This window comes from Sulfurovum sp. NBC37-1, from assembly GCF_000010345.1.
GTDB lineage: Bacteria > Campylobacterota > Campylobacteria > Campylobacterales > Sulfurovaceae > Sulfurovum.
In genome coordinates, this window is record NC_009663.1 from 902,495 (window position 1) to 927,097 (window position 24,603).

Genomic DNA, 24,603 nt, shown 5'->3' on the forward strand with positions numbered 1-24,603 from the left:
CCAAAATTATTCACCTACCTTGAGTTATCAGGCTTATTGCCTCGGCATAGATGTCGCTGTACCCAGACGGTACTTGCTATAAGCGGTATCAGCATAAACCAGGTACCGAACAGTGCAATGAAATATCCTGCGATCGGTGCAGGGGAGATTGCCCCCGCGACTAGCGTAATAGTCAGTACGCCAAAAGGTGAAAAAAGTACGAACCAGCGAGGAAATATTGTTTTTCCACTGAGTAAGGCTACAGCGTGCCAGATTGCCCCCAAATTAAAAGCGATCATAGCTGTCAGATCACCCATGACGAAGTGTTCAGTGATGTAGGTCTGTGCCGTATTAAAAAAAAGAGGATCACTACTGCCGACAGCTTCTTTGGCCTGTTCCAACACACTCAAAAATGCCCATCCGGCATGCTGAATTCCACCGATCATCACCAGTGAATAAGCAAGCAGAAGAAGCGGTACGGTGCCCAGCCAAAATCCGGCACGCCGCATTCCGACCCACCAAGGCAGATAGGAGAGTGCATAAATCGGATAGAGCCACCCGGCAGTCTGTGCCATCATCACCATCCAGTGCGGACGCCCTCCCGCGGTACTGACAACATCAAGAACGGCCGGGGAAAAATAGGCTGCCCCGCTAAGCTGAGAGGAGTAACCGTATATATAGTCACAGACACCATTCCAAAGCAGAAGAATCGATACCGATACACCTAGAATACGAAGTGCCCGGCAGTCCACCATTTTTTCCATTGCAATTCCTTAATAGATTTTTACCACCTTTTTTTCAAACTCATTTTCTTTAGTTCTCCAAATCCTCACGGTTACTGATTTCCCTTCATTACCCCATAAGCTTCACCCATCAGCATATGCTTATAGGTATTTGTGTCGTTGGGAGTTTTAGATGCTGTGATTTCAAATCCTGCTTTGTCTTGAAACAGTATGACAAAATCAGACCCGCCAAAGAGGAAATTTCCAAGCATATCACCCTTTTTATGAACAATACCGGGTCGGACATCCCCTTCGAAATTGACAGAAGAGACCTGAGCCATCCCCATAGGGATCAGTGCTACCAGACCATACTTTCCTGTATCTACCACCACAACCCCTCTGGTTTGGGTAAACTGCCAGCCTGTGGAGTCTATGGGGGCATATTTGCCTTGCTTTGCATCCCAGACTACTTCCAGTGAGACATTTTTCACAATATTTTTGACCTCTTTTATCTCTCCTCTCACAGCAAAATGGTAGCGGTGATAGTCGTTGACATCGAGGAAGGTATGTGTCAGAACTCCGTTGGCAAATGCATCTTTGTAGGGGCTGTCTTCACCAACCAGATCTTTGACACTGTAGTAGGTTGCAAGCTTGACTTTCAATCCGCCTTCTACTTTGATCCTGGAGTCTTTGTCAATAGCCCAGGTACCCTGAGGGACAGAATCTGCCGGGGCAACGACGATCGATGGATCGGCAGGTGTGGCAATCGGTCTCATTTCGGGAGACTTCAGGTAGCGGCTGAAAAAGTCGTTGAAAGTTTTCCAGTTGCTTGCGGGTTCATACCATCCGGTATCCAAACCAAATCGTGGGTCCTTATAGAACTCCTCATAGGTTTTTTTACTCCAAGACTTCTCTGTATCGAGAAACATTCCCCAGTCGTTGGCAAACGCTCTCGTCCAGGTAGAGAAAGGCTCATAGTATTGGAGCGTATTGTTGTAAAGCCCTTTTCCTTCAAGCTCTGGGAGGGGTTGGTCGATCAGAAAATAGAAGTAACAGAGACTCTGCATAATCTGCTCACGCAGAAGATGCTTGGGGTGCTTGAGAACCTCTGACGGAATCAATTCGACAGCTTTGTCAAGATAGGCATAATAGTCATTGAGATTCTGTACAGGATTGGTTTTGGTATCCGGGTTGACGACTTTTGCCTTTGCGATCGATTTTTCCAAAAGCCTTTTGAGTTCAGGATTCTTTTTTAGCAGAGTGATAAGCTTTTGGGTAATTGGCTTGTGCGCCTGAGCATCTGTTGATTTTTTGATGGGATCCACATAGATAAAACTAACAAACCCAAGCTGAGATAGCACCATACCGTATTTTTTGGTGATATGCAGAAATTTGATGTTGTATGTCATATCACCTACCTGTTCCAGATGCCTGATCGACAACTCATGTTTGAGTGATTTTGTCAACTGTGCTTTTGCCTTCTTTCTTACCTCTTCCTGTGCTACTCTCTTTTTGTGGTAGACAAATTCATATTCGGCAGCAAAGCCTCCGATTTTTTTGCCGCTTTTAGGATCTTTGGCCCAGACCCGGCCGACACCGGCTACGACCGTATCGCCTTTGACGCCGCTGGCTTTTGCCATGATTGATTCCAGTACAGCACCATGGTGAAACTGTTTTTTAGCTTCCTTCAGTGAAATCTCATACGATTGGGGAGGAAGCACGGAGGTGTAGTACATCACATTGAAATTTTCTATGCCGGCATCCTGAAGCGCCAGGTCATAAGAGAATGTTTCGTAGGGATCGGGTGGTATGCCGTCATTGGACTGACCAGCACCGGTTGTGGCAAAATAGGCGGTGGGGATTCTAACCCCCAGCGATGTGTCGGCATATACTACACTCGAACTTATCATTCCAATCAGGAAAACGATACCTGTAAACAGTTTTAACTTTTTCATTTTCTTTCCTTCTATCAATAGTTTAGGTTTCATTTGAAACTGAAACCAACTCTGAACTGCCTCAAAAGGAGTTTTGATCTTGAGTTCCTTTCTATATCATTATAGCCAGAATTTACTAGTTGCTATGCCAATTCTCTTCTATCCAGTTGAGAATTTTCTCATTGGATATCATGATAGCTCCCATCTGACAATGCTCTTCAGCACCTTCATCTTTTGTAAAGAGCAGATATGTCTTGGGGCATCTCAGGGCGTCATAAAGCTCTTTTGCTTGTCCGGGAAGATCTTTATCTCCTTCGGAATCAACCACCAGAGTTTTGCATCGTATCTTTGTTGCCCTCTCTTTCATATTGTAGGGCTTTAATTTTTTAATTAAGTCCGTCGGAGATTTGGCTCCAAAAGTAAACATACCGTTTGCAAAGAACCAGCCTACATCAACATCTTTGTTCATAATTTCCATAATTTCCTTATTGAACTTTATAGATGCCTTTTTGTTGTTGAGAATTTTCTTTATGTCTGGTGGGGATTTTTTGATGACATTTGCATAAAAATCATATACTCCTCCATTTGCAACACATAGGTTAATGCGATGCTCGAAAGAGACAGCCCGTGGAGCAAGATAGCCTCCGAAACTAATGCCTATGAGCCCGATCCTCTTTGGGTTGACTTCTGGAAGAGTCAGAGCAAAATCTACCACAGGTGTCACTACACTTTCCCAGTTTGGACGAAACGGTATCTTCTGTACACGAATCACTTCACCCTGTCCCGGTCCTTCAAATAAAAGAACATTGAATTCTCTTTCAACCGCAAGATGACCAATTTCAAAATAGAGCTCTTCTGCTGTGCCGTCAAATCCACTATGGATGATCAAAAGTGGTCTCTTTTTGCCGGAGTTGTCCACAAGACAGAGGTAACCTGGCAGAGTAGTTCCCTCAAAGGGTATCTTCACAAACTTTATAGGTTTTTTGGAGAGTTTTGCAGCTTTGAGGAAAGTATTACGGCTCTTTTTCCAAGTCTTGACAATCCGTGGATCATTGGGATTAGTATGAAGGAAAAATTCCGCAGTGCGGTAGTAGTTGGAGGAGCGAAAATATGCCTCTTTTGCACTTATCATGTGCCCTTTTGATAGAAACTTGTCCGCTCTCTTTTCAAGGCGCTTTGCAGTCGCTAACCACTCTTTGTACCAGCTTTCATTATCGCTTTCCTGAATGCGGCGAACTGTACTCAAACACTCTCCGATATCTGCACCCCCTGTGCTGCTGTAGCCTATAGTTCTGAGCGTCTGAAAGGAATATTGTGGATCCTTAAAGATGCATTCCACTCCCTGAACGAAAACAGTAGAAAAAAGAATGCTCAAAGCTAAAAAAAGGATCCGTAAATTTAGCATTATAATCATTCCTTTGATTGATTCCCAAAGAGATCATCAAGCCAGTCAAAGACCACTTCAGCCATCAGGGTTCTATTCTCGCCGATACAGTGAGAAGAGGCCCCTTCATTTTCCGGAGTGATCACCAGTGTTTTGTTCTTGGTTCCTACTTTGTCCATAAACTCTTTTTGCTGCCGTTCAGTCTCTTTGTTGGCATACTCTCCCGCCCCGACAAGATCCAGTACCGGACTGGTAACCTTGGCTGGATCAAACTGAAACCCTTTGTTGGCTTCGATTTGCCCTTTGACATTTTCAGGGTCAAGCCCCCAGCGCCAAGTCACTGCAGAGGTCACCGCCTTCTTGAACGGCGGCCACTGGTCGATCTGTTTTTGCGTATCTTTGGAAAAAGGCATCTCTTTGAACATACGGTAGTTGTCGACAACGGCACTGCTGACAATAATTGCCTTGATCCGCTTTTCTACTGTCGCCGCACGCGGAACGAAGTAGCCGCCGTTACTGATACCGAACACGGCCAGTTGTTCAGGATCTACTTCGGGGAACTTCAAAACAACATCCAAAACAGCTTTCATCTGGGTTTCGGTATCTTTTCTGAAAAACTCTCCCTGGGCGGGGAGCATTCCCTGGCCGGGCAGGTCCACGGTGATAAAATTGTATCCGCGCTTGATCGTCTGAGGTTCAATGTAAAAGACAAGGTCCTCCATAAAAGTCTCGCCGCCACCTATCATCAAAAGCGTCTTGCGAGGTTTACCGTCTTTTTTGACGGGGTGGTAATACCCGGGGAGCTTTGTTTTTTCAAAAGGAACTTCAAAGTAGGTCATTGGAGGGTCGTACAGTTTTCCGGCTTCTTTCATGCAGAAGCGGGTCTTTTTGCCAAGTGTGTTGAACTTGGGATTGTCCGGCAGTATAGAGACCAGTGCCGTTCTGTAATAATTGGAGGCTTTCAGATACGCTTCACGGGCAGTAGCCTTATGGCCTTTTTCAAGAGCGGCTTTGGCACGGGACTCTTTCCTCTGAGCCATCTTTTCCCATTCGTTTTGCCAGCTTTTCGGATCGCCATCTGTAATATTGCCGGCAGCATAAAATGCTTCTCCAAGTTCGGCACCGCCGTTCGATAAGCTGCCAAGGAGCCACTGAAAAGCGAAATCCATCTCTTCATCTTCAAAATGGTAACTTACATAGGAACGGTGTGCGTCATAGTTCTCTTTCTGTGCCGATATTGCCGATGCGTCTTTGTTCCTCATAGGAGCCTCCTCTTTGGCATACACCGAACTGTGCAGTGATGCAAAGAACAGGCAGATACCAAGTGCATTTAAAAACTTCATTTTTTACTCCTTTTTATGGAAGAAATTCGGGAAATGTTTAATCCCCCGGGTGCATCTTCTTGGGCTTTTCGTAACGGATCGGACCATTCTTCCACTCGGAGCGTTTGTACCAGGCTTTGGGATAGCCAACTTCCTGTGCCATCTTCCCCGGTTCATTGACATAACCGTCACTGTATTTGGCTACCAGCTTCCAGGCAAGTTTCCACCAGGTACGATAGACATTCATCGCCGTATTGCGTGAAAATTCACTGAGCATTGCTTTGGCTTGTTCCGGATCTTTCTTATAGACTTCAAGAGCAGACTTTTCGATTGCTTTGGTCCCTTCTATGGCCGCAAGTTCCAACTCGTTCTGCTTCTCTTTGATGTCCTGGATAATGTAGCTGTATTTGATCGCAGCCCAGTTGGCTACGAAGTTAAAAGCCCACCAGACACTTTCTTGATCAAACTTGTCACTGAAACCGGTATAGTACGGCTTCGGCACAGGGTCATGTGCACCTACATAAAAGGGTGTGATAACAGAACTCATTGGCTCATCCGGAGCAAACCAAAACAGTCCACCGACAGGGTCAGGCAGCCAACTGCGCGCTTGGGCCACATAGGTATATCCCGAACGGTAAATAGAGAGAGGACGCTCCCAGGCACCTTTACGTCCGGTCAGTTTGCCTGTATCACCGCTGGCATCCATCGGGCCTGTATAACGATAGGGGTTTTCAAAAGGCCCGGCAGTGATACCCTTGCTTTGATCAAATTCCGTCCCCTGATAATAATCTCTATAAAGGTTTATGACATCCTGTACACCCAGTTTTTTATCAGGTTTGATGGAGAAGGGGTACTTCCTGGTAAAACCGTCTTTGACCCAAGGGGAGAGTTTGAGTGAAGGTGCGATCTTGGATTGTAGCCTCCAGACACGATGGAGTGAGTAGTAGGGGTGGCTGTACTCTCCTTCGCTGACAGTACGCAGCCAGTCAAGTTTTCCTTTTTTGGGATTCCACCATTGATGCTTTTTTGCGACATCAAAAAGATTTTTGGAATACATCATATCAGGATCATTCGGATCGACTTCACGGATACGGAACTCGTTGGCCGCGACGAAGATCTCGCCGTCGGGAACTTTTTTGGCTACCCATAGTCCCTTGCTTTTGTCCGGGCTGGGTGCCATCTCAAAGACCCATCCCTCTTTGGTATCAGCAACAGGCAGCACTTCCCCCGTACCATAATAGCCATAGGTGTCGATCAGCTCCCCCATAAGCTTGATGGCGCATCTGGCTGTTTTGCAGCGCTCCATTGCGACACGAGCCAATTCGGCACTGTAAAATATTCTTTTACCAGGCTCGGGCTCCAGCGTCACCTTGGAACCATTGGTCGCTTCGCCCATCATCAACTGATGCTCATTCATCAATCCATAGCTGCCATCCATATAGGCATAGGTGTGTGCTACTTGGGGGATGAAGCCCAGAGGGATGCTTTGGGGCATATCATTGTCCACATAGATAGGTCCTCTATGAGTACCAATATATCGCCTCAGGACATTGGCATTGTATTCCGGTCTGCTACCCAGTGAAGAGGGATCATAATAAACAGGTCGTGTTGAGCCCTCTTTGTGATCTGCGGCCGGGACATAGACCAGACGGTTATCGAACATTTCGCTGTCATCAGAGTGCGCGACAAAGACGGAACCGTCCTTGCTGGCTCCCTTTGTGATGATCATTGTAGTGCAGGAGAAGAGAGGGATTGAGCTGAGCAGTGTGAAGAGAGTCAGCTGTCTGATAGATACTTTCATTTTTTAGCCTTTCAACCATCTCTGGTAAAACATCACGCGTTTGGATGTCATAGCTTATACTGTATGATGATATAGTAGTTTCACAAAATTATTTCTTAAACCCGGATTATGTATTAGAATTACTTGAAGTCTGCCAAACGCTTGTGCTGTGGGTATTTGTGGAAAACTTGAGGTGCACCCGTAGGTGCATTGATGGTTTTCCGTAAGTGTCCACGGTGCAATGGTTTGCGTAGCGTTCTGTAATCTCTAATGCATAATCCGGGTTAAACTTCAGCATAATAAATGTACACTAATTGAAGGAGGAATGAATTATGAACAGAATATTGAACCGTTTAATCAAGCTAATAGGTATTGCGCTCTTGGCAAACACCCTATCGCTCTATGCAGCTCATCTGGATGCAAAGAACCCTTGTTATCAGTCGATTAAAAAAATAGATGAAACATACAAAAAGGATAAAGTATTCAAATTATTAATGGACCAATCTTTTACGCATATGGTTGAAGCTCCGGAAGGCTATATGCGTGGCGGAAACCCCTGGATAGGCAAAAGCTACAAAGACCTGCCGCCTTTTCTTGAAGAGTGGTGCGAGTTTCTGCCAAAAGCTATAGGGAGTGGGGATGACGGCTTGAAATATATTCAGGAGATGGATATGTTCAGCTATAAAAACCCTTTTGCCAAAACATTGTTTCAAAGCAAAACAGGAATGAAGCTTTTTGGTAACTATATGAAAGAGTATGGCCACTTCATGGATACACCGGCCTCCGGAAGATATATTGCCGAATGGCTTAATGATGACAGGATCGAAAAAGAGGATTATGCCTTGCCTGATCCCAAAGCGGATACTGGCGGGTTCAAAACTTTTAATCAATTTTTTTCAAGAAGATTGAAAGATCACAAAGAGAGCCGTCCCCAGACGATGCCAAATCGTGACTATGTTATCACAGCACCTACAGACTGCATTATCAATTCTATTCCCCAGGTTTTGATCGATGAAAACACACTGATTGCAACCAAGGGACACCAGAAACTCAATCTCAAACAGATGTTTGATGATTCGAGATACTATAAAAAGTTTTTGGGCGGTACGGCAGTATCATGTGTCCTGATGCCAAATACCTATCACCACTACCATTCACCCATAGATGGAAAGATAGTTGAATCCAAAATTATCAGGGGTGCCCTGTTGGGCATGGACGACTTCCCCTCCTTTGTGCCAAAATACGGCAATGTCGGCTATTACGGTACGGATTTCAATCAGTTCAGCAGCTATAAACGGGGATACTTTATCGGAGATACCGGTAAATACGGATATGTCGGCATGGTGGCAGTCGGCTTGAGCAATATCGGTTCTATCGTTTTCAATAAGAAGTATAAAAATATGACCAGGCCGGTTCCCGTCAAAAGAGGGGATGAATTAGGTTATTTTCTGTATGGAGGATCACTCTTCATAATGTTCTTTGAAAAAGGGAAGTTCAAATCGGACGCCATCAGAGTCCGGCTCGGAAATCAGATAGGTACTTTTGATACTCCATGAGATATATGGCAATTGGGGGACTGCTTGCAGGAGGGGCAATTTTCCTGTCAGCCGGTGATACATTATCATCTGCCTTTGAAGAGACTGTATTCAAAGGGCAGTTACGCTCCTACATGATGAAGAGGGGGTATGATGAACTGGTAGAGGACTCCATGGGTATTTTTAAAGTACGACACTCATCTCACAAAGCTTCCAATGCAATAGGTGGATACTTTACGTTTGAGACGGGTTCTTTCTATCATTTGAGTGCCGGAGCCACTTTTTATACATCACAACCCCTTTTTCATAATCCGCCAAGTGAAGGCGGACTTCAACTGCTAAAAGATGATCAGAGTGGTTACAGTGTCCTGGGTGAAGCATTTGTAAAATGGGCATATGGCGAGACAGTACTCAAGGTGGGAAGACAACGATTGAATGAATATCAGTTTTTGTCAGACAATGATATCCGTATGACACCTTATACGTATGAAGCGGTGATCCTGGAGAACAGGGATTATGAAAATATTACATTGCGTGCAGCTATCGTATCTGGTGTCAAGACGTTGGTTTCCACAACATATATAGATTTTGTCAACGCATCTAAAGATCTTCTCAAAGAGGAAACTGTTGACAGGAATCCGATACGGGGTGACTACAATCCGGCTCATTATGACAGCAATGGAAACTACATAGGGCCCCCAAAGAACCTTTATTTAGCTTCGATAGCCTATAAAGAGAAACAAACGGATCTGGAACTTTGGAACTATTATGTATCGGATTTTGTCAATTTTGTATATGCTGTCGGCTCTTATACTTTTCAAGCAGGTCGTTTTATCAATAGTCTCGGAGTTCAGTTTGTCAAGCAGGACGATGTCGGAGCGCATGTTGCCGGCAGTATCGATACCTATAGTTACGGTGCCAAACTGACAAGTGTCTATGATACATTTACTTTTACTTATGCGTTCAATAAAACAAAATATGATGAAAATTCTCTGGACGGCGGCAGCATTATCGATATGTGGGGTGCCAACCAACTTTACAGTGGTTTGATGTATAACGGAGCCGACCAGGGAGGCACAATAAGCAATGTCATCACCGTGGAATATGATTTTCCGTTTTACGGCCTGAACTTCTCACTGTATGCCGGTAAATTTGATCTGCCAAACAAATTGACAGATATTTTTGCTGATCAGGATAATCATGAATACGATATGATCATAAAATACAGACCCGAATGGAATAAGAAACTACAGTTCAAAATAGAAGCCGCCTATATCGATTTTGATACAAATTATGATTTCAGAGCCTATGAAGATCTGCACGGATTTAATTTTCTTCATGTCTATGATGATATTACAGACATGAGGTTTATTGTCAATTATTCTTTTTAGATAACTCTCTAAGACTACTTGGTGTACAATAAAAATAAGGGCACATCTTATAACTATAGATGCTCGTAATAATAAAAAAGGAGAGGTACAGTGATGAAAAATATTAAATTAACAGTAGCGGTGTTTTGTGCAATGGGTGCATTTGCAATGGCGGGAGGGGATATTGCCCCCGTTGAACCTGTGGAAGAAATACCTGTGGTTGTCAGTAGTGATGCCGGATTCTATGTAGGTTTGGCTTATGCTGCTGTTCACAATGAAGTGGCAATATCAAACGGAAGATACGGGGATGTGGATTATCATGGCTATATGCTGCAGGCAGGGTACAAATTTAACCCATATATTGCAGTTGAAGCAAGATACTGGGATACCAAAGATGACAAAATCACAACAACCCACCCTACAGGAGGTACGCGCACTTTGGATGCACAGTTTGATGCATGGGGTGTATATCTTAAACCGATGTACCCGGTAACAGAAGCACTCGATGTCTATGTACTGCTTGGCTGGGGACATCAGGATTCACAACATGGCCCGTATAATCCGAAAGATTCATCTTTTTCATGGGGAGGAGGTGCTTCTTACTCATTGACAGAAAATATATCGGTATTTGCAGATTATGTCAGGATCTATGATGATACGGCTATAAAAGGTAATGTGAATCCCTTTGGGGAAATCATTGATGTCGATGTGGAATCGTCCTCCTGGAATATTGGATTGTCATATAAATTTTAGGGAACCTCTAAAAATAGGTGATACCCACAACATCTCTAGCTTTTGTCTAGGCTAGGCACTCTTTGGAAGGCCTAGCTGTAGCTAAGTCAAGGAAGAGTAACGACGTATAGGCGAAAGCTAGTGATGCCCGTAAGGTGGGTTTTGCAAACGCAATCTTGCACAAGATATTTACTTCGTCTTAGCTATGGCTAGGACTTGAAAATCTCTTGCACAATCTCACATTTGTAAAACCCATTGTGAGTATTACCTATTATTAGAGATTTCCTTTAGTTTTCAAGACTGAAGGTGGCAAAAACATCCTTTGTTTTTGCTGCAATGTTAAAAAGGAGTAGCGGTTCACAATGCACAAAAAACAAAATATCCTGCTCTTCATTCTACTAATTTCTGTAAGCATCGTTTTTTCAGGATGTACTTCTGCAACTTCACAGAAAGATCAAATTACCATTGTAGGAACAGCTGATATACAGGGTTTGATGGAACCGTTTAAACAAGAATATGAGATCAATGGCTCTAAAGTGGAGATAATGGGAGGAGGTATCAGCAGGATAGCCTCTGTTCTAAAGCAGGCCAAATCAGAAAACCCTTCCGGTACCTTTGTTCTTTCAAGTGGAGATGACCTGATGGGGCGGTATTTTCATACATTCAAGGGAGAAGCCATTTATTCGCTAATGAGTGAAAGCGGCTATGGAGTGTATGCCCCCGGTAATCATGAGTTTGACAAGGGAACAGAGGTATTTGCCAAGTCTTTAGACTATGCCTCGTTTGATACGATATGTTCAGACCTTATAGTGGAAGGTACTGCATTGGAAGGGAGGTGTGTTTCCTATAAGATCGTCAATGCCAATGGTGCCAAAATAGGTTTTTTCTCTCTGATGACTGAAGATCTTCCCCTTATTACAAGCCCGGGAAAAGTCAAGCTCAGTGCTGACAATACTGTATCGGCCAGGAAGATGGTTGAAGTACTGAAAGGTGAACAGTGCGATATCATTATAGCTGTAACACATATAGGGTTGGATCAGGACAAATCAATTGCCCAAAAAGTAGAAGGTATCGATGTGATATTCGGAGGCCACTCCCATGAAGTGACCAAACAGCTGGTTCGGGTAGGTGATACACTGATCGTAAATGGCGGAGAAGAGGGCTCCTATGTGCTCAAACTGCTTCTTCATCTTGACAACAATCATCGTATCAAAAAAGAAGAGGCTGAATATTTTTTGATTCCTGTCATTGATCCCATAACCGCAGATAAAAAAGTAGAGACAATACTTGAAGCCTATAAAGCACAATTGCCGGCAACAGTTGTTTTGGGAAAAACAACCGTTGAATGGGACTTGACGACAGATGCATTGAGAAAAGGTGAATCCAGTGTAGCCGACCTGATAAATGACCTGTTGCGCGATAAGTTTTCTGTAGATATAGTCATGAACAATGGAGGTGCTTTCAGAGGTAAAAAGGTTTATCCTCCGGGTAACATTACTGATACCATGCTTCATGAGATCGATGAATTTTCAAATAATGCATATATGATGAATATCAAGGGAAAATACCTGCAACAGATACTGGAGCACAGTGCGGCTTCCTATGGGCGAGGCGGGTTGATGCAGGTTTCCGGCATACACTATACGATAGATCTCAGTAAGCAGCCACAGGTGATCAAACATAATGATGACGGTTCATGGACCATTGAGCAGGCAGGGGAGAGGGTAAGCAATATAGACATTGTCATGCCGGACGGGTCATTGGCACCTGTGGAAGATGACAAGGTATATAAAGTGTTATCAAACGCTTACCTTGTCACACATTCCGGTGACGGTTACTTCTGGTTTGAACAGTATGGTACGGACAAAAAGAATACCTATACGACGTTTTATACGGTCATGGCAGGATATCTGGAAAAACATACAGTAATGGATCCCAAACCTGTTGATGGACGATTGAAAATCTTGCCTTGACAGAAATTTAGAGTGTCTTAATATTATTCGTATATTTTTTATGATGGTAATAAATTTGGGGACCAGATTGCAGAAGTGGAAATATTTAAAGATTGTGCTATTTCTCCAATAACTTATTGGAATTGGAGTAGAAGTAAAATAAGAAGAGGGGGATTAGGGTATGAAAAAAATATTTATCTTTCTATTTTTTACCCTGTTTGCAACTTCTGTTACAGATGCAAAAACTCTGAAGATAGGTGTTGCCTCCGATGCGCTCAGTATGGATCCGTATTTCAAAGATGAAGTAGCGACCTCTTCTATTTTGTCCAACATGTTTGACGGGTTGGTTTCTTTTGACAAAGATTTGAAGATCCATCCAGATCTGGCAACATCGTGGAGCAATCCACGGCCAACTGAGTGGATACTGAATTTAAGAAAAGGTATCCGTTTTCACAACGGGAATACCTTCAATGCGGACGATGTCGTTTTCTCTTTTGACCGTATCAAACATTGGGCAAAGTCTGGCTTCCAGGACAAGGTGAATATGATCGTTTCCGCCCAAAAAATAGATGACTATACTGTCAAATTTATTACCAAACGGCCCTTTCCCGTATTTTTAAAGAAAATGACCTATGTCAAGATACTCGATAAAGAGACATTGAAAGGCAAATCCGATGACTGGATCGCCAATCATCCTGTAGGCACCGGGCCTTATGCCCTGCTTTCATGGAGCAGGGGCGACCATATAGCCATGAAAGCAAACCCTGCCTATTGGCAGGGGAGAGCTCCTTTTGACGAACTGATTTTCAAACCTCTAAGCAATGACCCTACCCGGGTCGCCGCGATCCTGAGCGGAGAGGTTGATCTGATAAACAGAGTTCCAGTCACTGAGGTCAAGAGAGTCAAGAAAAACAGCGATGTCCGTTTTTTTGAACAGCCCGGATTGAGACTGATCTATCTGCAGATGGACCAGTTTCGCAACCATTCACCTCATATGAAAAGTCCAACAGGAAAAAACCCTTTTAAAGAATTAAAAGTAAGACAGGCTATTTATTATGGTATCAATGAAGAGGGTATTGTAAAATATATTATGCACGGATTTGCAAAGCCGGCTGCGCAATTCAGTCCAAGTGCCGTATTTGGTTCGGACCCCGCAATAAAAAGAGTCTCCTACAATCCCAAAAAGGCAAAGGAGCTACTTGCCGAAGCGGGTTATCCTGACGGCTTTGATGTGCAGATAGATTCTCCCAACAACCGCTATGTCCAAGATGCACAGATCACAGAGGCTGTTGCTTCATCCCTGGCAAAAATCGGTATCAGAGTCAGCGTTAATGCTATACCAAAATCACGGTTTTTCTCTCAAATAAGCAGTTTGAATACCAGCTTTTTTCTCGTGGGGTGGGAGAACAGTGACGGTGATCTCAGCTCAATGCTCAACGCATGTATTCACTCCTATAATGAAAAAAAAGGATACGGAAGATATAACTACGGCAGATTTTCCAATGCCAAAGTTGATAAGCTCATTGAAGCATCGGCAGATATCATGCAGCCGAAAAAAAGACTCCATTATTTACAGGAGGTACAGAAAACGGCTCTTTTGCAGGAACAGTGCATCATTCCTCTGCACTTTCAGGTTGATCTCTATGCTGCAAAAAAAACCATTGCTTTTCAGCCGCGGCTGGATGGTAAAATATGGGCTTATGATATTCAACCAAATATGAAGGAGAAACAATGATACGATATGTTATAAGTCGGCTGTTCAACTCCTTTCTTGTAATGCTCGCTGTCAGCTTTATCGCATTTTTTATTATGTATAAAGCCGGCGACCCTCTGCAGCTCTTGTTGCCACCGGATGCCACGGCACAGGAAGTGGCGCAAATGCGGCATACACTCGGACTGGATGGCTCTTTCCTGACACAATATAAAAGTTTTATGATACAGCTTTCACACGGAAATCTAGGGAATTCTTTCATTTACGGTGAACCGGCATTGGACATTGTACTTGAGAGACTGCCCGCGACACTGGAGCTTGCCATTCTGGCTATGGGCGTTTCAATTCTTTTGGGAGTCCCTCTGGGTGTCATATCTTCCATGGACCCAGATTCATTGAAAAGCAAAGCAATCATGCTTTTTTCGCTTACGGGTATTTCCATACCGGTTTTTTGGATAGGCATGATGCTCGTACTGATTTTTTCCGTTGTATTTGAAATTCTTCCATCATCGGGCAGAGGAGAGGTCTATCTATTCAGCAGTGTTTTTACCTGGGATGGCATCAAGCATCTCATCATGCCTGTCACCACACTTTCACTCTTTCAACTGGCACTGATTATCAGACTGACCCAAAGTGGTATGAGGGAAGTGTTGACAGAGGACTATGTCAAATTTGCTACGGCCAAAGGTCTGCCGCGAAAAGTTATTGTCTATCGTCATGCCTTCAAGAACACCTTGCTTCCTTTGATCACCGTTATCGGCATACAGTTTGGCCAGCTTATTGCCTTTACCATTGTCACTGAAACGATATTTGCATGGCCGGGAACTGGTAAGCTGATCATCGATTCGATCCAAAATCTGGACAGACCTGTCGTTATTGCCTATCTGCTGGTCGTCGCATTGATCTTTATTTTGATCAATTTCATTGTCGATATACTTTATACCTGGGTGGATCCGAGAGTGAGACTATCTTGAATTTTAAAAATGAATTTATGCTGAATTTTTTCAAAGACAAAACGGCCGCAGCAGGATTGATACTTTTTGCCCTGTTTGTCATCCTTTCGCTTCATCCTTCACTCTTTGCATACCAAAATCCCTATGAACTCACCCAGCTTTATCTGCAAAACAGTTTCAAGCCGCCCAGTCATGCATTTTGGCTGGGAACGGATGAGCAGGGAAGAGACATCTATTCTGCCATACTTTATGGCTTGAGAACATCACTTTATGTCGGTGTTGTCAGTACGGTTCTCTCCGTTATTGCAGGGGTTTTTCTGGGATTGGTTTCAGGCTATTATGGCGGGTGGATCGATACACTCATTATGCGAATTGCCGATATTCAACTCTCTTTCCCCGCCATACTGATCGCATTGATCATTATGGCCCTTTGGGGAACGGGTATCAATAAAATTATTTTTGCCATTACCATCGTAAGCTGGGTTTACTATGCAAGAACTGTCCGCAGCAGTATACTGCTGGAAAAAGAAAAAGAGTATGTCCAGTCGGTCCAGGCACTGGGTATGGGGAGTTTTCCCATCCTCTTTACCGAGATACTGCCAAACGTCGTTTCACCCATCATTGTCCTGGCGACTGTCCGGGTCGCCTATGCCATCATCCTAGAAACAACACTGAGTTTTCTAGGTGTCGGTGTTCCTGTTACCGAGCCCTCCCTCGGTACCCTCATCTCCAATGGCTATCAAGTTCTTTTTAGCGGATATTGGTGGGGCTCCGTTTTCCCTGGAGTGGTGCTGATGCTCCTGATCATTTCCATCAACCTTATGGGTGACAGACTCAGAGAAGTACTGAATCCTAAAGGGGAAAGAGTATGATACTTTTGAAAGTAAAAAATCTGAAAACCTACTTTGATACTCCCAGAGGGCTTGCCAAAGCGGTTGACGGTAACAGTTTCTCCCTTCAAAAAGGTGAGATCCTTGGTATCGTAGGAGAATCGGGAGCTGGAAAATCGATGACCGGATTTTCCATACTGAATCTGATAGACAAACCTGGAAAGATTGTTGAAGGGGAGGTGCTTTTTGACGGGAAAGATTTGACTAAACTGGATGAGGCTGCACTGCAGAATATACGGGGCAACGAGATAGCCATGATCTTTCAGGATGCCCAGACCTCTCTCAATCCAGTACTGACTATAGGAGAGCAGCTCACGGAGACACTTCGATACCATCAACCTTCATTGACACACAAAAAGGCTTACGCTGTGAGTATGGCTATGCTTCAACGGGTGGGACTTCCTTCTGCCCGGCAGAGAATGCAGAGCTATCCCCACCAGCTCTCGGGCGGTATGAAGCAGAGAATCGTCATCGCCATTGCCATGTTGAACAATCCACAGATACTCATTGCCGATGAACCCACTACAGCCCTCGATGTGACGATACAGGCACAAATCCTTTATATAATGAAGCAGCTGTGCAGTGATTTTGGATCTTCCATGATCTTTATCAGTCATGACATTGCGGTGATTTCACAGCTTTGTGACTCGATAGCCGTCATGTATGCAGGCAGGATCGTGGAGTACGGCAGCAGGCAGGAGATTTTATCCGACCCGAAACATCCCTATACACAGGGGTTGATTGCCTGTCTGCCTTCGCTGGACAAAGAACAGGAGAGGCTCTATCAGATCCCCGGAGATATGCCTTCGCTGTTTGATCTGCCACAGGGTTGTTACTTCAAGGAGAGATGTCCGATTGCTGATAGCCAGTGTGATGTTTATCCGCAAAAACATGTTTTGGGAGAAAGGATCGTCTATTGCCACAAAATTTAGATACGCTACTCGAAGTTAAAGAAGTAGAAAAGGTTTTTGATGTCAATGCAAGTACCTTCAGTAAAAAAGAGCTCCATGCCCTCAATAAAATTAGTTTCGATATCTCCAGGGGCAAAACACTCTCTCTTATAGGAGAAAGCGGTTGCGGAAAAACGACCATCGGCAAGGTTATACTTGGGCTTTACCGAGCGACACAAGGCTCTGTCTGTTTTCATGAAAAAGATATCGCAATGCGCTCACCTCTGCAAAGAGGTTCCCTGCAAAAAGAGATCCAAATGATCTTCCAGGATCCCTACGCTTCACTTAACCCGAAGAAAAAAATCAAAACCATTCTGGAGCAGCCACTGAAGGTACATACCGATATGGATAAAGATGAAAGAAGGGAAGTGATCCATTCCCTATGCGAAGAGGTAGGTATCAATACAGATTACCTTGAACGTTATCCCCATCAGTTTTCCGGCGGACAAAGGCAAAGGATCGCCATTGCCAGAGCCATCATACTGAAACCGGAACTTATTCTGGCGGATGAGCCTGTGGCATCACTCGATGCTTCCATACAGGCACAGATACTCAACCTGCTCTCCGATCTGCAAAAAAAGTACAATCTGACGCTGCTGTTCATCACCCATGATCTCAGTGTGGTCAAACATATCAGCGACCATGTTGCGGTCATGTATCTTGGTGAGATCGTGGAGTACGCATCCAAAGAGGCACTTTTTGACAACCCTAAACACCCCTACACAAAAATGCTTTTCTCTGTCATACCGACACTGCACAACTCTGTCATTGCCGAAAGTGTTTTGCAGGCAGGCGAGATACAGACACCGATCGACCTCCCCAAAGGATGTTTTTTTGCCAGCAGGTGTGCACTGAAAGATGAAAGCTGTGAAGCACTTCATCCGGAACTGACAGACAACGGTAGTGGACACATGGTACGATGCCCAAAAGTACAGGACTAAGGTTCCTCTCTGGCAACCGTATGGAAAGTCAAAAAATACAGGATCCCAAATCTGTTGATGGACGATTAAAAGTTTTGCATTGAATTTTCTAATTCAAAATTTTGGACTTTATAGCCCTATCATAAAAGAAACTGTGAATAAACTGCCTGTAAGTGTAATGAAAACCAGTTTGGCTGCCAGTTTGGCATCGCAACCGTAACGTTTGGCGAGTACGACACTGAGCATTGCCGAGGGCATGGCAGCTTCCAGCAGCAGAACCTGAAGCTGCCATGGCTCCAAAGACATCATACTTGCAGGCAGATAGACCAGCAGGGGGCTGATAATGAGCTTGATGACTATAGTGACGAGTGCAAGCCACATGATACTGTGCAGGGAAGAAAAACTCAAAAGAACCCCTACGGTCAGGGCTACCAGAAAAGTATTGGCTTTGGCTATGATGTGGAGTGCTTCAAAAAGTGGTGTGAGAAAAATACCTGTTGTACCAAGCGGGGAAAAAGACCAGAGTAAGCCGGTAACAATGGCAATAAAAATAGGAGATTTGAAAAAAAGAAAGGCGCTGCTGAATAAAGCACGTTTTGTCTGCTGTTCCTGTCCGTAATGTATGGCGACCATCACTCCCACAGTAAAAAGCGGCAATCCCACACCAAACTCTGAAACAAAAGTTCCCTCTGTAAGGGCGGTCACATTGCCTGGGAAAAGCTCCATAATAAGCGGATAGCCCAATAGGGCTGAACTGCCGAAAGCTGATGCCAGTAGAAAAGAACCCATTTGGCTCCGTTCCAGTTGCAATATTTTTCCAAAGATCCAAGCAATGACAAGCAGTATCATTTCAGAGATGAACATATAGAGGAAAAGAAGAATATACTGCCATTCGAATGTAGACCTTGAGAGTGCATCAAAAATGAGAGCCGGCAGTGTGACCTGTATGACAAGCTGAGAAAAAAGGATACCGTTTTCCTGATGCAGCACCCCTCTTTTTCGCAACATCACAACCAGTAAAATGACACAGGCTATGACAAGAATGGATGTGAGGGTATGTAAATAGGCATTCATAATCTATATTATAGCTTTCTAAGCTTTAGAGGTGACCTTTTCACCCATTCGTGGTATAATCTATTTAAATATTCCATAAGGTTTAAGATGACACCAAAAGAAGCTATAAAGTTACTTTTTGACAGAATGAACAATGAAGTCATAGGTCAAAAACATATTGTTAAACGATTTATTATGAGTATGCTAGCTGATGGTAATGTACTTGTTGAGGGACTCCCCGGTCTTGCAAAGACCCGTGCAGTACGTTCCATGGCCAATGCTATTGATGCAAAGTTCTCTCGCATACAGTTTACACCGGATCTTGAACCTTCCGATGTCATAGGAGAAGAACATCTCTATGAAGAGAATGGTAAACATATACATGAGTTTCACAAAGGGCCCATCTTTGGAAATATTATTCTGGCAGATGAGATTAACAGAGCTCCGGCAAAAGTACAGTCAGCAATGCTTGAAGCGATGGAGGAGAAGCAGGTAACCGTTGCCGGAGTAACGTATGAACTGCCTGAACTTTTTGTGGTACTTGCCACGCAAAATCCGTTGGAACAGAAAGGGACTTACCCTCTGCCTGAAGCGCAAAAAGACCGTTTTCTAATGCATGTTAAGATTGATTATGTCAATATGGATTCGGAATATGAAATGGTCAGAAAAGTCATGAATGAAGGGCATAAAAAAACTGTATATGAAAACAGAATCCCACAGGAGTTGATCTTTGCTGCCCGTAAAGAGGTAGCAAAAGTAGAGATAAGCGAAGCTATGGGAAAATACATCATTGAATTGGTTTTTGCTACGAGATATCCTTTGCGTTACAGTAAGCAGCTTGGTGTAATGATTGAAGTAGGGGTAAGTCCAAGAGGCTCACTGGCACTAACAAAGTGTGCACAGGTACATGCCTGGATGCGTGGGAGAAATGAAGTGACGGTTGATGATGTAAAGTCAGTAGTCCATGATGTTTTCAGACACCGACTCATTAAAAGTGAACACACTAGATTTAGTGGTATTGAGAATGATGAAATCATTGATATCGTTATTGCCAATGTACCGGAGCCTAAAGCAGAATTTAAGAGGCCATCTTAATGGAAGCAATAAATATTTCACTTAAGCAAAGTACCGTCGAATCGCTTCTGGCTTTTTCGGAGATACTGAAAAAAGATGTCAATACCATACTTGAAGAGGCGCTTGAACAGTATTTTGAAGCTGAACAGCAGAAGCTGATGGAGAAGAACAGGGAAGATGAGAATGCCATGACCAACCTGGACTATGATGAGTTTTGGGACGGGGTGGATATAGACTGATGCCTATGTCCAAGTGAAGGATGAGGAGTGGGGAACGAAGAATGTCGGTATGCTTTGCTCTGCAAAGCTTTTTATTCACAAGGGTGCGTAACCACGCACCAATATTAAAGGAGAGATGTGCAAGTAGACAAGATATATTTCGAAAACCTGCTCAATGAGGAACTTCTCTCCTTAGACTACCTGACAGAGGGACAGATAGGCCCCATTTATACACTGAAAATACCGTCGAACAGATACCTCCTGAAAACTTCCAAACCCTCAACGCATCTTCAGACAGAAGTGAGAATGCTGAAAGATATTAAAAAATATGATATTGCGGTACCTGCAGTCTATGACAGTTCGGAAAGTCATCTGCTGATAGAATTCATCGAAGAAAGCAGGGTGTCAGGATACGATCAGGAGATCGAAGCGGCAAAGGTATTGTCTTCTCTGCACAGCGTTACCAATGACAGCAGGATGTACGGATACTGGTACGATACGACCATCGGGCCTTTTGAACAGAAAAATGAGCAGACACAGTACAACTGGACACTTTTTCTCGGACAGATGCGCATCATGCCTATGGCAAAGATCTGCTTTGACAAAGGGCATCTTCCAAAAGGGATGCTTGGGAGAGTAGAGAAACTCTGCAGGGACCTTTACAAGTATATTGATATGAGTCAGATCACACCGTCACTGCTGCACGGAGATCTGTGGAGCGGTAACATACTATTTAATATTAAGTCTGTCTTTCTGATCGATCCGGCGATATATTTCGGGGATAGGGAGATGGAGCTCGCCTTCATCTTTCTCTTCGATACTTTCGGAGAAACTTTCTTTCGACACTATTCGGAGGTACATCCTTTGAGTAAAGAATTCCATGAAACGAAGGTACCGATCTATCAGATCTATCCTCTTTTGGTGCATGTGGCTATTTACGGGGAGAGCTATCTGCCGGCACTGGAAAAAAGGCTAAAGCAACTGAAGGTATAAAATGAATGTAAAAAAATGGGTCAAAGAGATCCTTATAGGCGCAGCACTCTTATTTATATTATCTAATATTATAAGCTATGTGCGTAAACCGGATCTGGATTCGTTGCAGCTTCCGATAGAGACGGTACAGCTTGTGGACGGCAGCACCTACAGCCTGAAGCCTGGGAAACCGGTTATTGTCCACTTCTGGGCGACCTGGTGTCCTGCCTGTAAACTGGAGGCGGCAAACATAGAGCGTGTTTCAAAAAAATATGAGGTACTGACGATCGCTGTCAACTCAGGCAGTGATAAAAAGATCAGACAGTATCTTGAGAAGAGAGGGCTGGATTTTAGGGTAGTGAATGACAAAGAGGGCTCATGGGCGCGAAAGTTCAAGGTACAGGCTTTTCCCATGACATTCATCTACAATGCCGAAGGCAGGTTGAAGTTTACCGAAGTAGGGTATACGACAACAGCAGGTTTGCTGGCACGAATGACACTTATCGACTGAACCTATCAAAAAGAATGTATTTTTCTTCGTTTTGGTGATAAAAATACACTTTTTTTATGCTACTATTGTACATACTAAATTTTATTGCAAAAGGAGTAAGAGATGAAGATAGAGAGCAGACATTTTGTCAAAAAAGGGGTAATGAGACTTTCTATTGCCTGTGCATCATTTATCATGCTGGGGACAAGTCCGGTACAGGCCAAGGGACCTGTACCGTCAGCAGTCCAGACAGAGGTAAAGAAAACTTCTTTGACACAAGAGCGTATCAATGCCGTGCTTAAAGAGGCATATGAAAAGTTCAAGAACGACCAGGGTGGCAAGAATGCCGATTATATCAAAGCACTTGCCGAGGTCGACTCGAAGATCTTCGGTATCACGCTGGTAACGCCTGACGGGAAAGTGTATGAGATAGGTGATACGAAGGCGGAAGTCTCCATCCAGTCGGTCTCCAAAGTTTTTACAGCCTGTAAAGTGCTCCAGGAAAAAGGTGACAAGTTCCTTCAGGAGAAGATTGGGGTCAATGCGACAGGACTGGCATTCAACTCCATCATCGCGATCGAGCTACATGATGGAAGCGCTTCCAATCCCTTTGTGAACGCGGGTGCCATTCAGGCGACTTCATGGGTAGAAGCGAAGGATTCCAAAGAGAGATGGTTCAAGATTAAGCAGAATATGAATGATTTTGCCGGTAGAAAGCTTCCGTTTAAAGAAGATGTCTACCAGTCGGAAGTCAATGACAACAAAAGAAATCAGGCGATCTCCAAACTGCTCGATGCGTATGGACGTATGGGGTCCGATCCGCTTGAAGCGACAACGGTTTATACCAAACAGTGTTCGGTTGGTATCTCCTCGCATGATCTCGGGGTAATGGCGGCAACTTTGGCAAATCACGGTATTAATCCCAAGACAGGGAAGAGAGTACTTGATAGAGAGCATGTACAGAAAATTCTTGCGGTCATGGCAACCGCGGGACTCTATGACAATGCAGGCGACTGGCTCTACCTGACAGGGACACCTGCCAAATCCGGTGTTGGCGGGGGCATTCTCGCTGTCGTTCCGGGAAAAATGGGTATCGGTGTCGTCTCTCCGCCGCTTGACAAGTACGGTAACTCCGTAAGAGGCCAGAAAGCAGCAGCCTATATCATCGACAAGCTGGGTATCAACCCGTTGGCACAGTAAGGGGCAGGGGATGCGTATTTCAAGAATCAGACTCTCACTTGTAGCGCTTCTGGCGCTGAGTACCTCTTCTGTTTATGCGGCAGAGACATTCAATGCGTCCGATACGGTTTCCGTAGACGATGACCATGCCTATGAAACGGTCGTGCATGTCGATGATAAGAAAGAGGGATATTCGCTTGGTGATTGGAAGATCACCGGAGATATCCGTGCCGGGTATGTCAATTATGATTATGACAACCCGCCTTCCCATATTGATAGTGCAACGGGAAAGATCATTGCGACAAACCCCAATGTGAATAAAGGGCATGCAGATTCCCATGGTGTCTACCTTGTTCCGAAAGTCTCTCTTGCGTCTCCCAACTACAAGGGATTCAGCGGAAAGATCACTGTAGCCGGTGCAACGGACTTCGGTATCAACGATGAACTTGATGAGCAGAGAAACTTCGTTTTCGACCCGACTGAGAGGGAATCCTTCATCATTCTTCAGGAAGCCTATGTAACCTATAAGAGTGAAGACGGGGCGCACCAGTTCCTTGCCGGTGCGAAAGAGGTTGTTACCCCTATGGTCGATGCAGACGACTGGTATATGCTTGCAGACAGTTTTCAGGGCGCTTATTATATGAACAAAAGCTTCGAGAACATTATGTTCGCGGGCGGATACTTCTACAAGATGATCGGTGTATGGGACAGTGGTGCCAACGGTACAGAGTGGCATACGATGTCCGATGCGAGTTTCGTGGATGGCGGCTATAAAGAGCTTGCCGGAGATGAAGGTGTATGGGCGGGTGTGTTCCAGTACAAGGATGATACCCACAATCTTCAGATCTGGGATTACTATATGAACGATTACTATAACACTTTCTTTGCGCAGTATGACTACAACGGAAAATGGGATGCTGTTAGCTATGATCTGGGTGCACAGCTGATCGATTTCCAAGGTGTTGGCGGTCTTGAGGATTATTACAGCAATGTTCTTGGCGGCCGTGCAATTGACTACAGCATCTATTCTCTCAGACTGAATGCCAGCCATGAGAATGGATTCGATGTGGCTTTGGGTGCATCATTCTATACGGACGGTGACGGTACGGGAGATACACTCGGTGCCTGGGGTGCTTACCCGTACTTCGCCAACGGGATGATCTTCCACTTCTTCGAAGCGGGAAGCCTGAGAAATGCCAACACCTACAAAGCGCAGCTGGGTTACAACTTCAAGCAGCAGGGCATTGAAGGGTTGTGGTTGGGTGCGAGGTACACACATTTCGATCTTGACCCGACATATTCCAAAAATGGTTATGGAGACCCTCAGGATGTGATGAACCTGTATGGCGTCCGTTTGAGCTATAATGCGGACAACGGTATCTACTTTACGGGAACCTATGAGAAGGTCGATCTGGACAATGAGCCAAATACGTATTCATTGAGGCTTATCGGTGGTTATAAGTTCTAATACCTAAACAGAGAC

At 44.3% G+C, this 24,603-nt stretch carries 21 protein-coding genes; 15 read left to right on the top strand and 6 right to left on the bottom strand.

The genetic code is table 11. The annotated features are described in order from the left end of the window. Positions 1-14: 14 nt before the first annotated feature. The 5 genes from SUN_RS04570 to SUN_RS04590 form a co-directional block, all read right to left on the bottom strand. Positions 15-743, bottom strand: a complete 729-nt coding sequence (locus tag SUN_RS04570) for a hypothetical protein (protein WP_011980573.1) — start codon at positions 741-743, stop codon at positions 15-17. A gap of 71 nt (positions 744-814) precedes the next feature. Further along, positions 815-2,656, bottom strand: a complete 1,842-nt coding sequence (locus tag SUN_RS04575; RefSeq protein ID WP_011980574.1) for a phosphatidylserine decarboxylase — start codon at positions 2,654-2,656, stop codon at positions 815-817. Positions 2,657-2,771: 115 nt separating this feature from the next. After that, a complete protein-coding gene (locus SUN_RS04580; protein ID WP_011980575.1) occupies positions 2,772-4,040 on the bottom strand; it encodes an alpha/beta hydrolase family protein in 1,269 nt (422 codons plus the stop codon). Between the two features lie 5 nt (positions 4,041-4,045). Further along, the gene (locus SUN_RS04585) at positions 4,046-5,362 is read right to left on the bottom strand and encodes an alpha/beta hydrolase family protein (protein WP_011980576.1); all 1,317 of its coding nucleotides are present in this window, start codon (positions 5,360-5,362) and stop codon (positions 4,046-4,048) included. 37 nt (positions 5,363-5,399) lie between these two features. Beyond that, the gene (locus tag SUN_RS04590) at positions 5,400-7,142 is read right to left on the bottom strand and encodes a dipeptidase (RefSeq protein ID WP_011980577.1); all 1,743 of its coding nucleotides are present in this window, start codon (positions 7,140-7,142) and stop codon (positions 5,400-5,402) included. Positions 7,143-7,453: 311 nt separating this feature from the next. Between SUN_RS04590 and SUN_RS04595 the strand changes: the two genes are divergently transcribed. From SUN_RS04595 to SUN_RS04635, 9 genes are all read left to right on the top strand, one after another. Continuing rightward, on the top strand, positions 7,454-8,677 hold the full coding sequence (locus SUN_RS04595; protein ID WP_011980578.1) for a phosphatidylserine decarboxylase: 1,224 nt from the start codon (positions 7,454-7,456) through the stop codon (positions 8,675-8,677). Then, the gene (locus SUN_RS04600; RefSeq protein WP_011980579.1) at positions 8,674-10,047 is read left to right on the top strand and encodes an OprD family outer membrane porin; all 1,374 of its coding nucleotides are present in this window, start codon (positions 8,674-8,676) and stop codon (positions 10,045-10,047) included. The genes SUN_RS04595 and SUN_RS04600 overlap by 4 nt, the downstream gene beginning before the upstream one ends. 93 nt (positions 10,048-10,140) lie before the next feature. Beyond that, the gene (locus SUN_RS04605; RefSeq protein ID WP_011980580.1) at positions 10,141-10,779 is read left to right on the top strand and encodes a porin family protein; all 639 of its coding nucleotides are present in this window, start codon (positions 10,141-10,143) and stop codon (positions 10,777-10,779) included. 341 nt (positions 10,780-11,120) lie between these two features. Continuing rightward, the gene (locus SUN_RS04610) at positions 11,121-12,731 is read left to right on the top strand and encodes a bifunctional metallophosphatase/5'-nucleotidase (RefSeq protein ID WP_011980581.1); all 1,611 of its coding nucleotides are present in this window, start codon (positions 11,121-11,123) and stop codon (positions 12,729-12,731) included. Between the two features lie 160 nt (positions 12,732-12,891). After that, positions 12,892-14,445: an ABC transporter substrate-binding protein gene (locus SUN_RS04615; protein WP_011980582.1), complete on the top strand. Its 1,554-nt coding sequence runs from the start codon at positions 12,892-12,894 to the stop codon at positions 14,443-14,445. After that, the gene (locus tag SUN_RS04620; protein ID WP_011980583.1) at positions 14,442-15,395 is read left to right on the top strand and encodes an ABC transporter permease; all 954 of its coding nucleotides are present in this window, start codon (positions 14,442-14,444) and stop codon (positions 15,393-15,395) included. Before SUN_RS04615 ends, SUN_RS04620 begins: the two co-directional genes overlap by 4 nt. A gap of 17 nt (positions 15,396-15,412) precedes the next feature. After that, positions 15,413-16,246 (top strand): ABC transporter permease, encoded by an 834-nt coding sequence (locus SUN_RS04625; RefSeq protein ID WP_148154641.1) that lies wholly within the window; start codon positions 15,413-15,415, stop codon positions 16,244-16,246. Further along, positions 16,243-17,196: an ABC transporter ATP-binding protein gene (locus SUN_RS04630; RefSeq protein WP_011980585.1), complete on the top strand. Its 954-nt coding sequence runs from the start codon at positions 16,243-16,245 to the stop codon at positions 17,194-17,196. Before SUN_RS04625 ends, SUN_RS04630 begins: the two co-directional genes overlap by 4 nt. Beyond that, a complete protein-coding gene (locus SUN_RS04635; RefSeq protein ID WP_011980586.1) occupies positions 17,181-18,155 on the top strand; it encodes an ABC transporter ATP-binding protein in 975 nt (324 codons plus the stop codon). The genes SUN_RS04630 and SUN_RS04635 overlap by 16 nt, the downstream gene beginning before the upstream one ends. 108 nt (positions 18,156-18,263) lie before the next feature. On the opposite strand, the gene SUN_RS04640 is transcribed toward SUN_RS04635, so the two are convergent. Beyond that, positions 18,264-19,208: an AEC family transporter gene (locus SUN_RS04640; RefSeq protein WP_011980587.1), complete on the bottom strand. Its 945-nt coding sequence runs from the start codon at positions 19,206-19,208 to the stop codon at positions 18,264-18,266. Positions 19,209-19,295: 87 nt separating this feature from the next. Here SUN_RS04640 and SUN_RS04645 point away from each other — a divergent pair, with 87 nt between their 5' ends. The 6 genes from SUN_RS04645 (at position 19,296) to SUN_RS04670 (ending at position 24,588) form a co-directional block, all read left to right on the top strand. Further along, positions 19,296-20,282 (top strand): AAA family ATPase, encoded by a 987-nt coding sequence (locus tag SUN_RS04645; RefSeq protein WP_011980588.1) that lies wholly within the window; start codon positions 19,296-19,298, stop codon positions 20,280-20,282. Then, complete coding sequence (locus SUN_RS04650) at positions 20,282-20,500, top strand: hypothetical protein (RefSeq protein ID WP_011980589.1); 219 nt, start codon at positions 20,282-20,284, stop codon at positions 20,498-20,500. Before SUN_RS04645 ends, SUN_RS04650 begins: the two co-directional genes overlap by 1 nt. Before the next feature lie 117 nt (positions 20,501-20,617). After that, positions 20,618-21,472: a fructosamine kinase family protein gene (locus SUN_RS04655; protein ID WP_011980590.1), complete on the top strand. Its 855-nt coding sequence runs from the start codon at positions 20,618-20,620 to the stop codon at positions 21,470-21,472. Between the two features lies 1 nt (position 21,473). Then, positions 21,474-21,962 carry a redoxin family protein gene (locus SUN_RS04660; RefSeq protein ID WP_011980591.1) on the top strand — a complete coding sequence of 163 codons (489 nt, stop codon included), beginning with the start codon at positions 21,474-21,476 and terminating at the stop codon, positions 21,960-21,962. A 102-nt stretch (positions 21,963-22,064) separates the two neighbouring features. Beyond that, positions 22,065-23,141, top strand: coding sequence for a glutaminase A (glsA, locus tag SUN_RS04665; RefSeq protein ID WP_011980592.1), 1,077 nt, complete (start codon positions 22,065-22,067; stop codon positions 23,139-23,141). 10 nt (positions 23,142-23,151) lie between these two features. Beyond that, a complete protein-coding gene (locus SUN_RS04670) occupies positions 23,152-24,588 on the top strand; it encodes an OprD family outer membrane porin (RefSeq protein ID WP_011980593.1) in 1,437 nt (478 codons plus the stop codon). Positions 24,589-24,603 lie beyond the last annotated feature (15 nt).

What these genes read in the sequence shown, in the direction of transcription:
- SUN_RS04570 (WP_011980573.1), bottom strand. Translation starts at nt 743, where the DNA reads ATGGAAAAAATGGTGGACTGCCGGGCACTTCGTATTCTAGGTGTATCG.
- SUN_RS04575 (WP_011980574.1), bottom strand. Translation starts at nt 2,656, where the DNA reads ATGAAAAAGTTAAAACTGTTTACAGGTATCGTTTTCCTGATTGGAATG.
- SUN_RS04580 (WP_011980575.1), bottom strand. Translation starts at nt 4,040, where the DNA reads ATGCTAAATTTACGGATCCTTTTTTTAGCTTTGAGCATTCTTTTTTCT.
- SUN_RS04585 (WP_011980576.1), bottom strand. Translation starts at nt 5,362, where the DNA reads ATGAAGTTTTTAAATGCACTTGGTATCTGCCTGTTCTTTGCATCACTG.
- SUN_RS04590 (WP_011980577.1), bottom strand. Translation starts at nt 7,142, where the DNA reads ATGAAAGTATCTATCAGACAGCTGACTCTCTTCACACTGCTCAGCTCA.
- SUN_RS04595 (WP_011980578.1), top strand. Translation starts at nt 7,454, where the DNA reads ATGAACAGAATATTGAACCGTTTAATCAAGCTAATAGGTATTGCGCTC.
- SUN_RS04600 (WP_011980579.1), top strand. Translation starts at nt 8,674, where the DNA reads ATGAGATATATGGCAATTGGGGGACTGCTTGCAGGAGGGGCAATTTTC.
- SUN_RS04605 (WP_011980580.1), top strand. Translation starts at nt 10,141, where the DNA reads ATGAAAAATATTAAATTAACAGTAGCGGTGTTTTGTGCAATGGGTGCA.
- SUN_RS04610 (WP_011980581.1), top strand. Translation starts at nt 11,121, where the DNA reads ATGCACAAAAAACAAAATATCCTGCTCTTCATTCTACTAATTTCTGTA.
- SUN_RS04615 (WP_011980582.1), top strand. Translation starts at nt 12,892, where the DNA reads ATGAAAAAAATATTTATCTTTCTATTTTTTACCCTGTTTGCAACTTCT.
- SUN_RS04620 (WP_011980583.1), top strand. Translation starts at nt 14,442, where the DNA reads ATGATACGATATGTTATAAGTCGGCTGTTCAACTCCTTTCTTGTAATG.
- SUN_RS04625 (WP_148154641.1), top strand. Translation starts at nt 15,413, where the DNA reads ATGCTGAATTTTTTCAAAGACAAAACGGCCGCAGCAGGATTGATACTT.
- SUN_RS04630 (WP_011980585.1), top strand. Translation starts at nt 16,243, where the DNA reads ATGATACTTTTGAAAGTAAAAAATCTGAAAACCTACTTTGATACTCCC.
- SUN_RS04640 (WP_011980587.1), bottom strand. Translation starts at nt 19,208, where the DNA reads ATGAATGCCTATTTACATACCCTCACATCCATTCTTGTCATAGCCTGT.
- SUN_RS04645 (WP_011980588.1), top strand. Translation starts at nt 19,296, where the DNA reads ATGACACCAAAAGAAGCTATAAAGTTACTTTTTGACAGAATGAACAAT.
- SUN_RS04650 (WP_011980589.1), top strand. Translation starts at nt 20,282, where the DNA reads ATGGAAGCAATAAATATTTCACTTAAGCAAAGTACCGTCGAATCGCTT.
- SUN_RS04660 (WP_011980591.1), top strand. Translation starts at nt 21,474, where the DNA reads ATGAATGTAAAAAAATGGGTCAAAGAGATCCTTATAGGCGCAGCACTC.
- glsA (WP_011980592.1), top strand. Translation starts at nt 22,065, where the DNA reads ATGAAGATAGAGAGCAGACATTTTGTCAAAAAAGGGGTAATGAGACTT.
- SUN_RS04670 (WP_011980593.1), top strand. Translation starts at nt 23,152, where the DNA reads ATGCGTATTTCAAGAATCAGACTCTCACTTGTAGCGCTTCTGGCGCTG.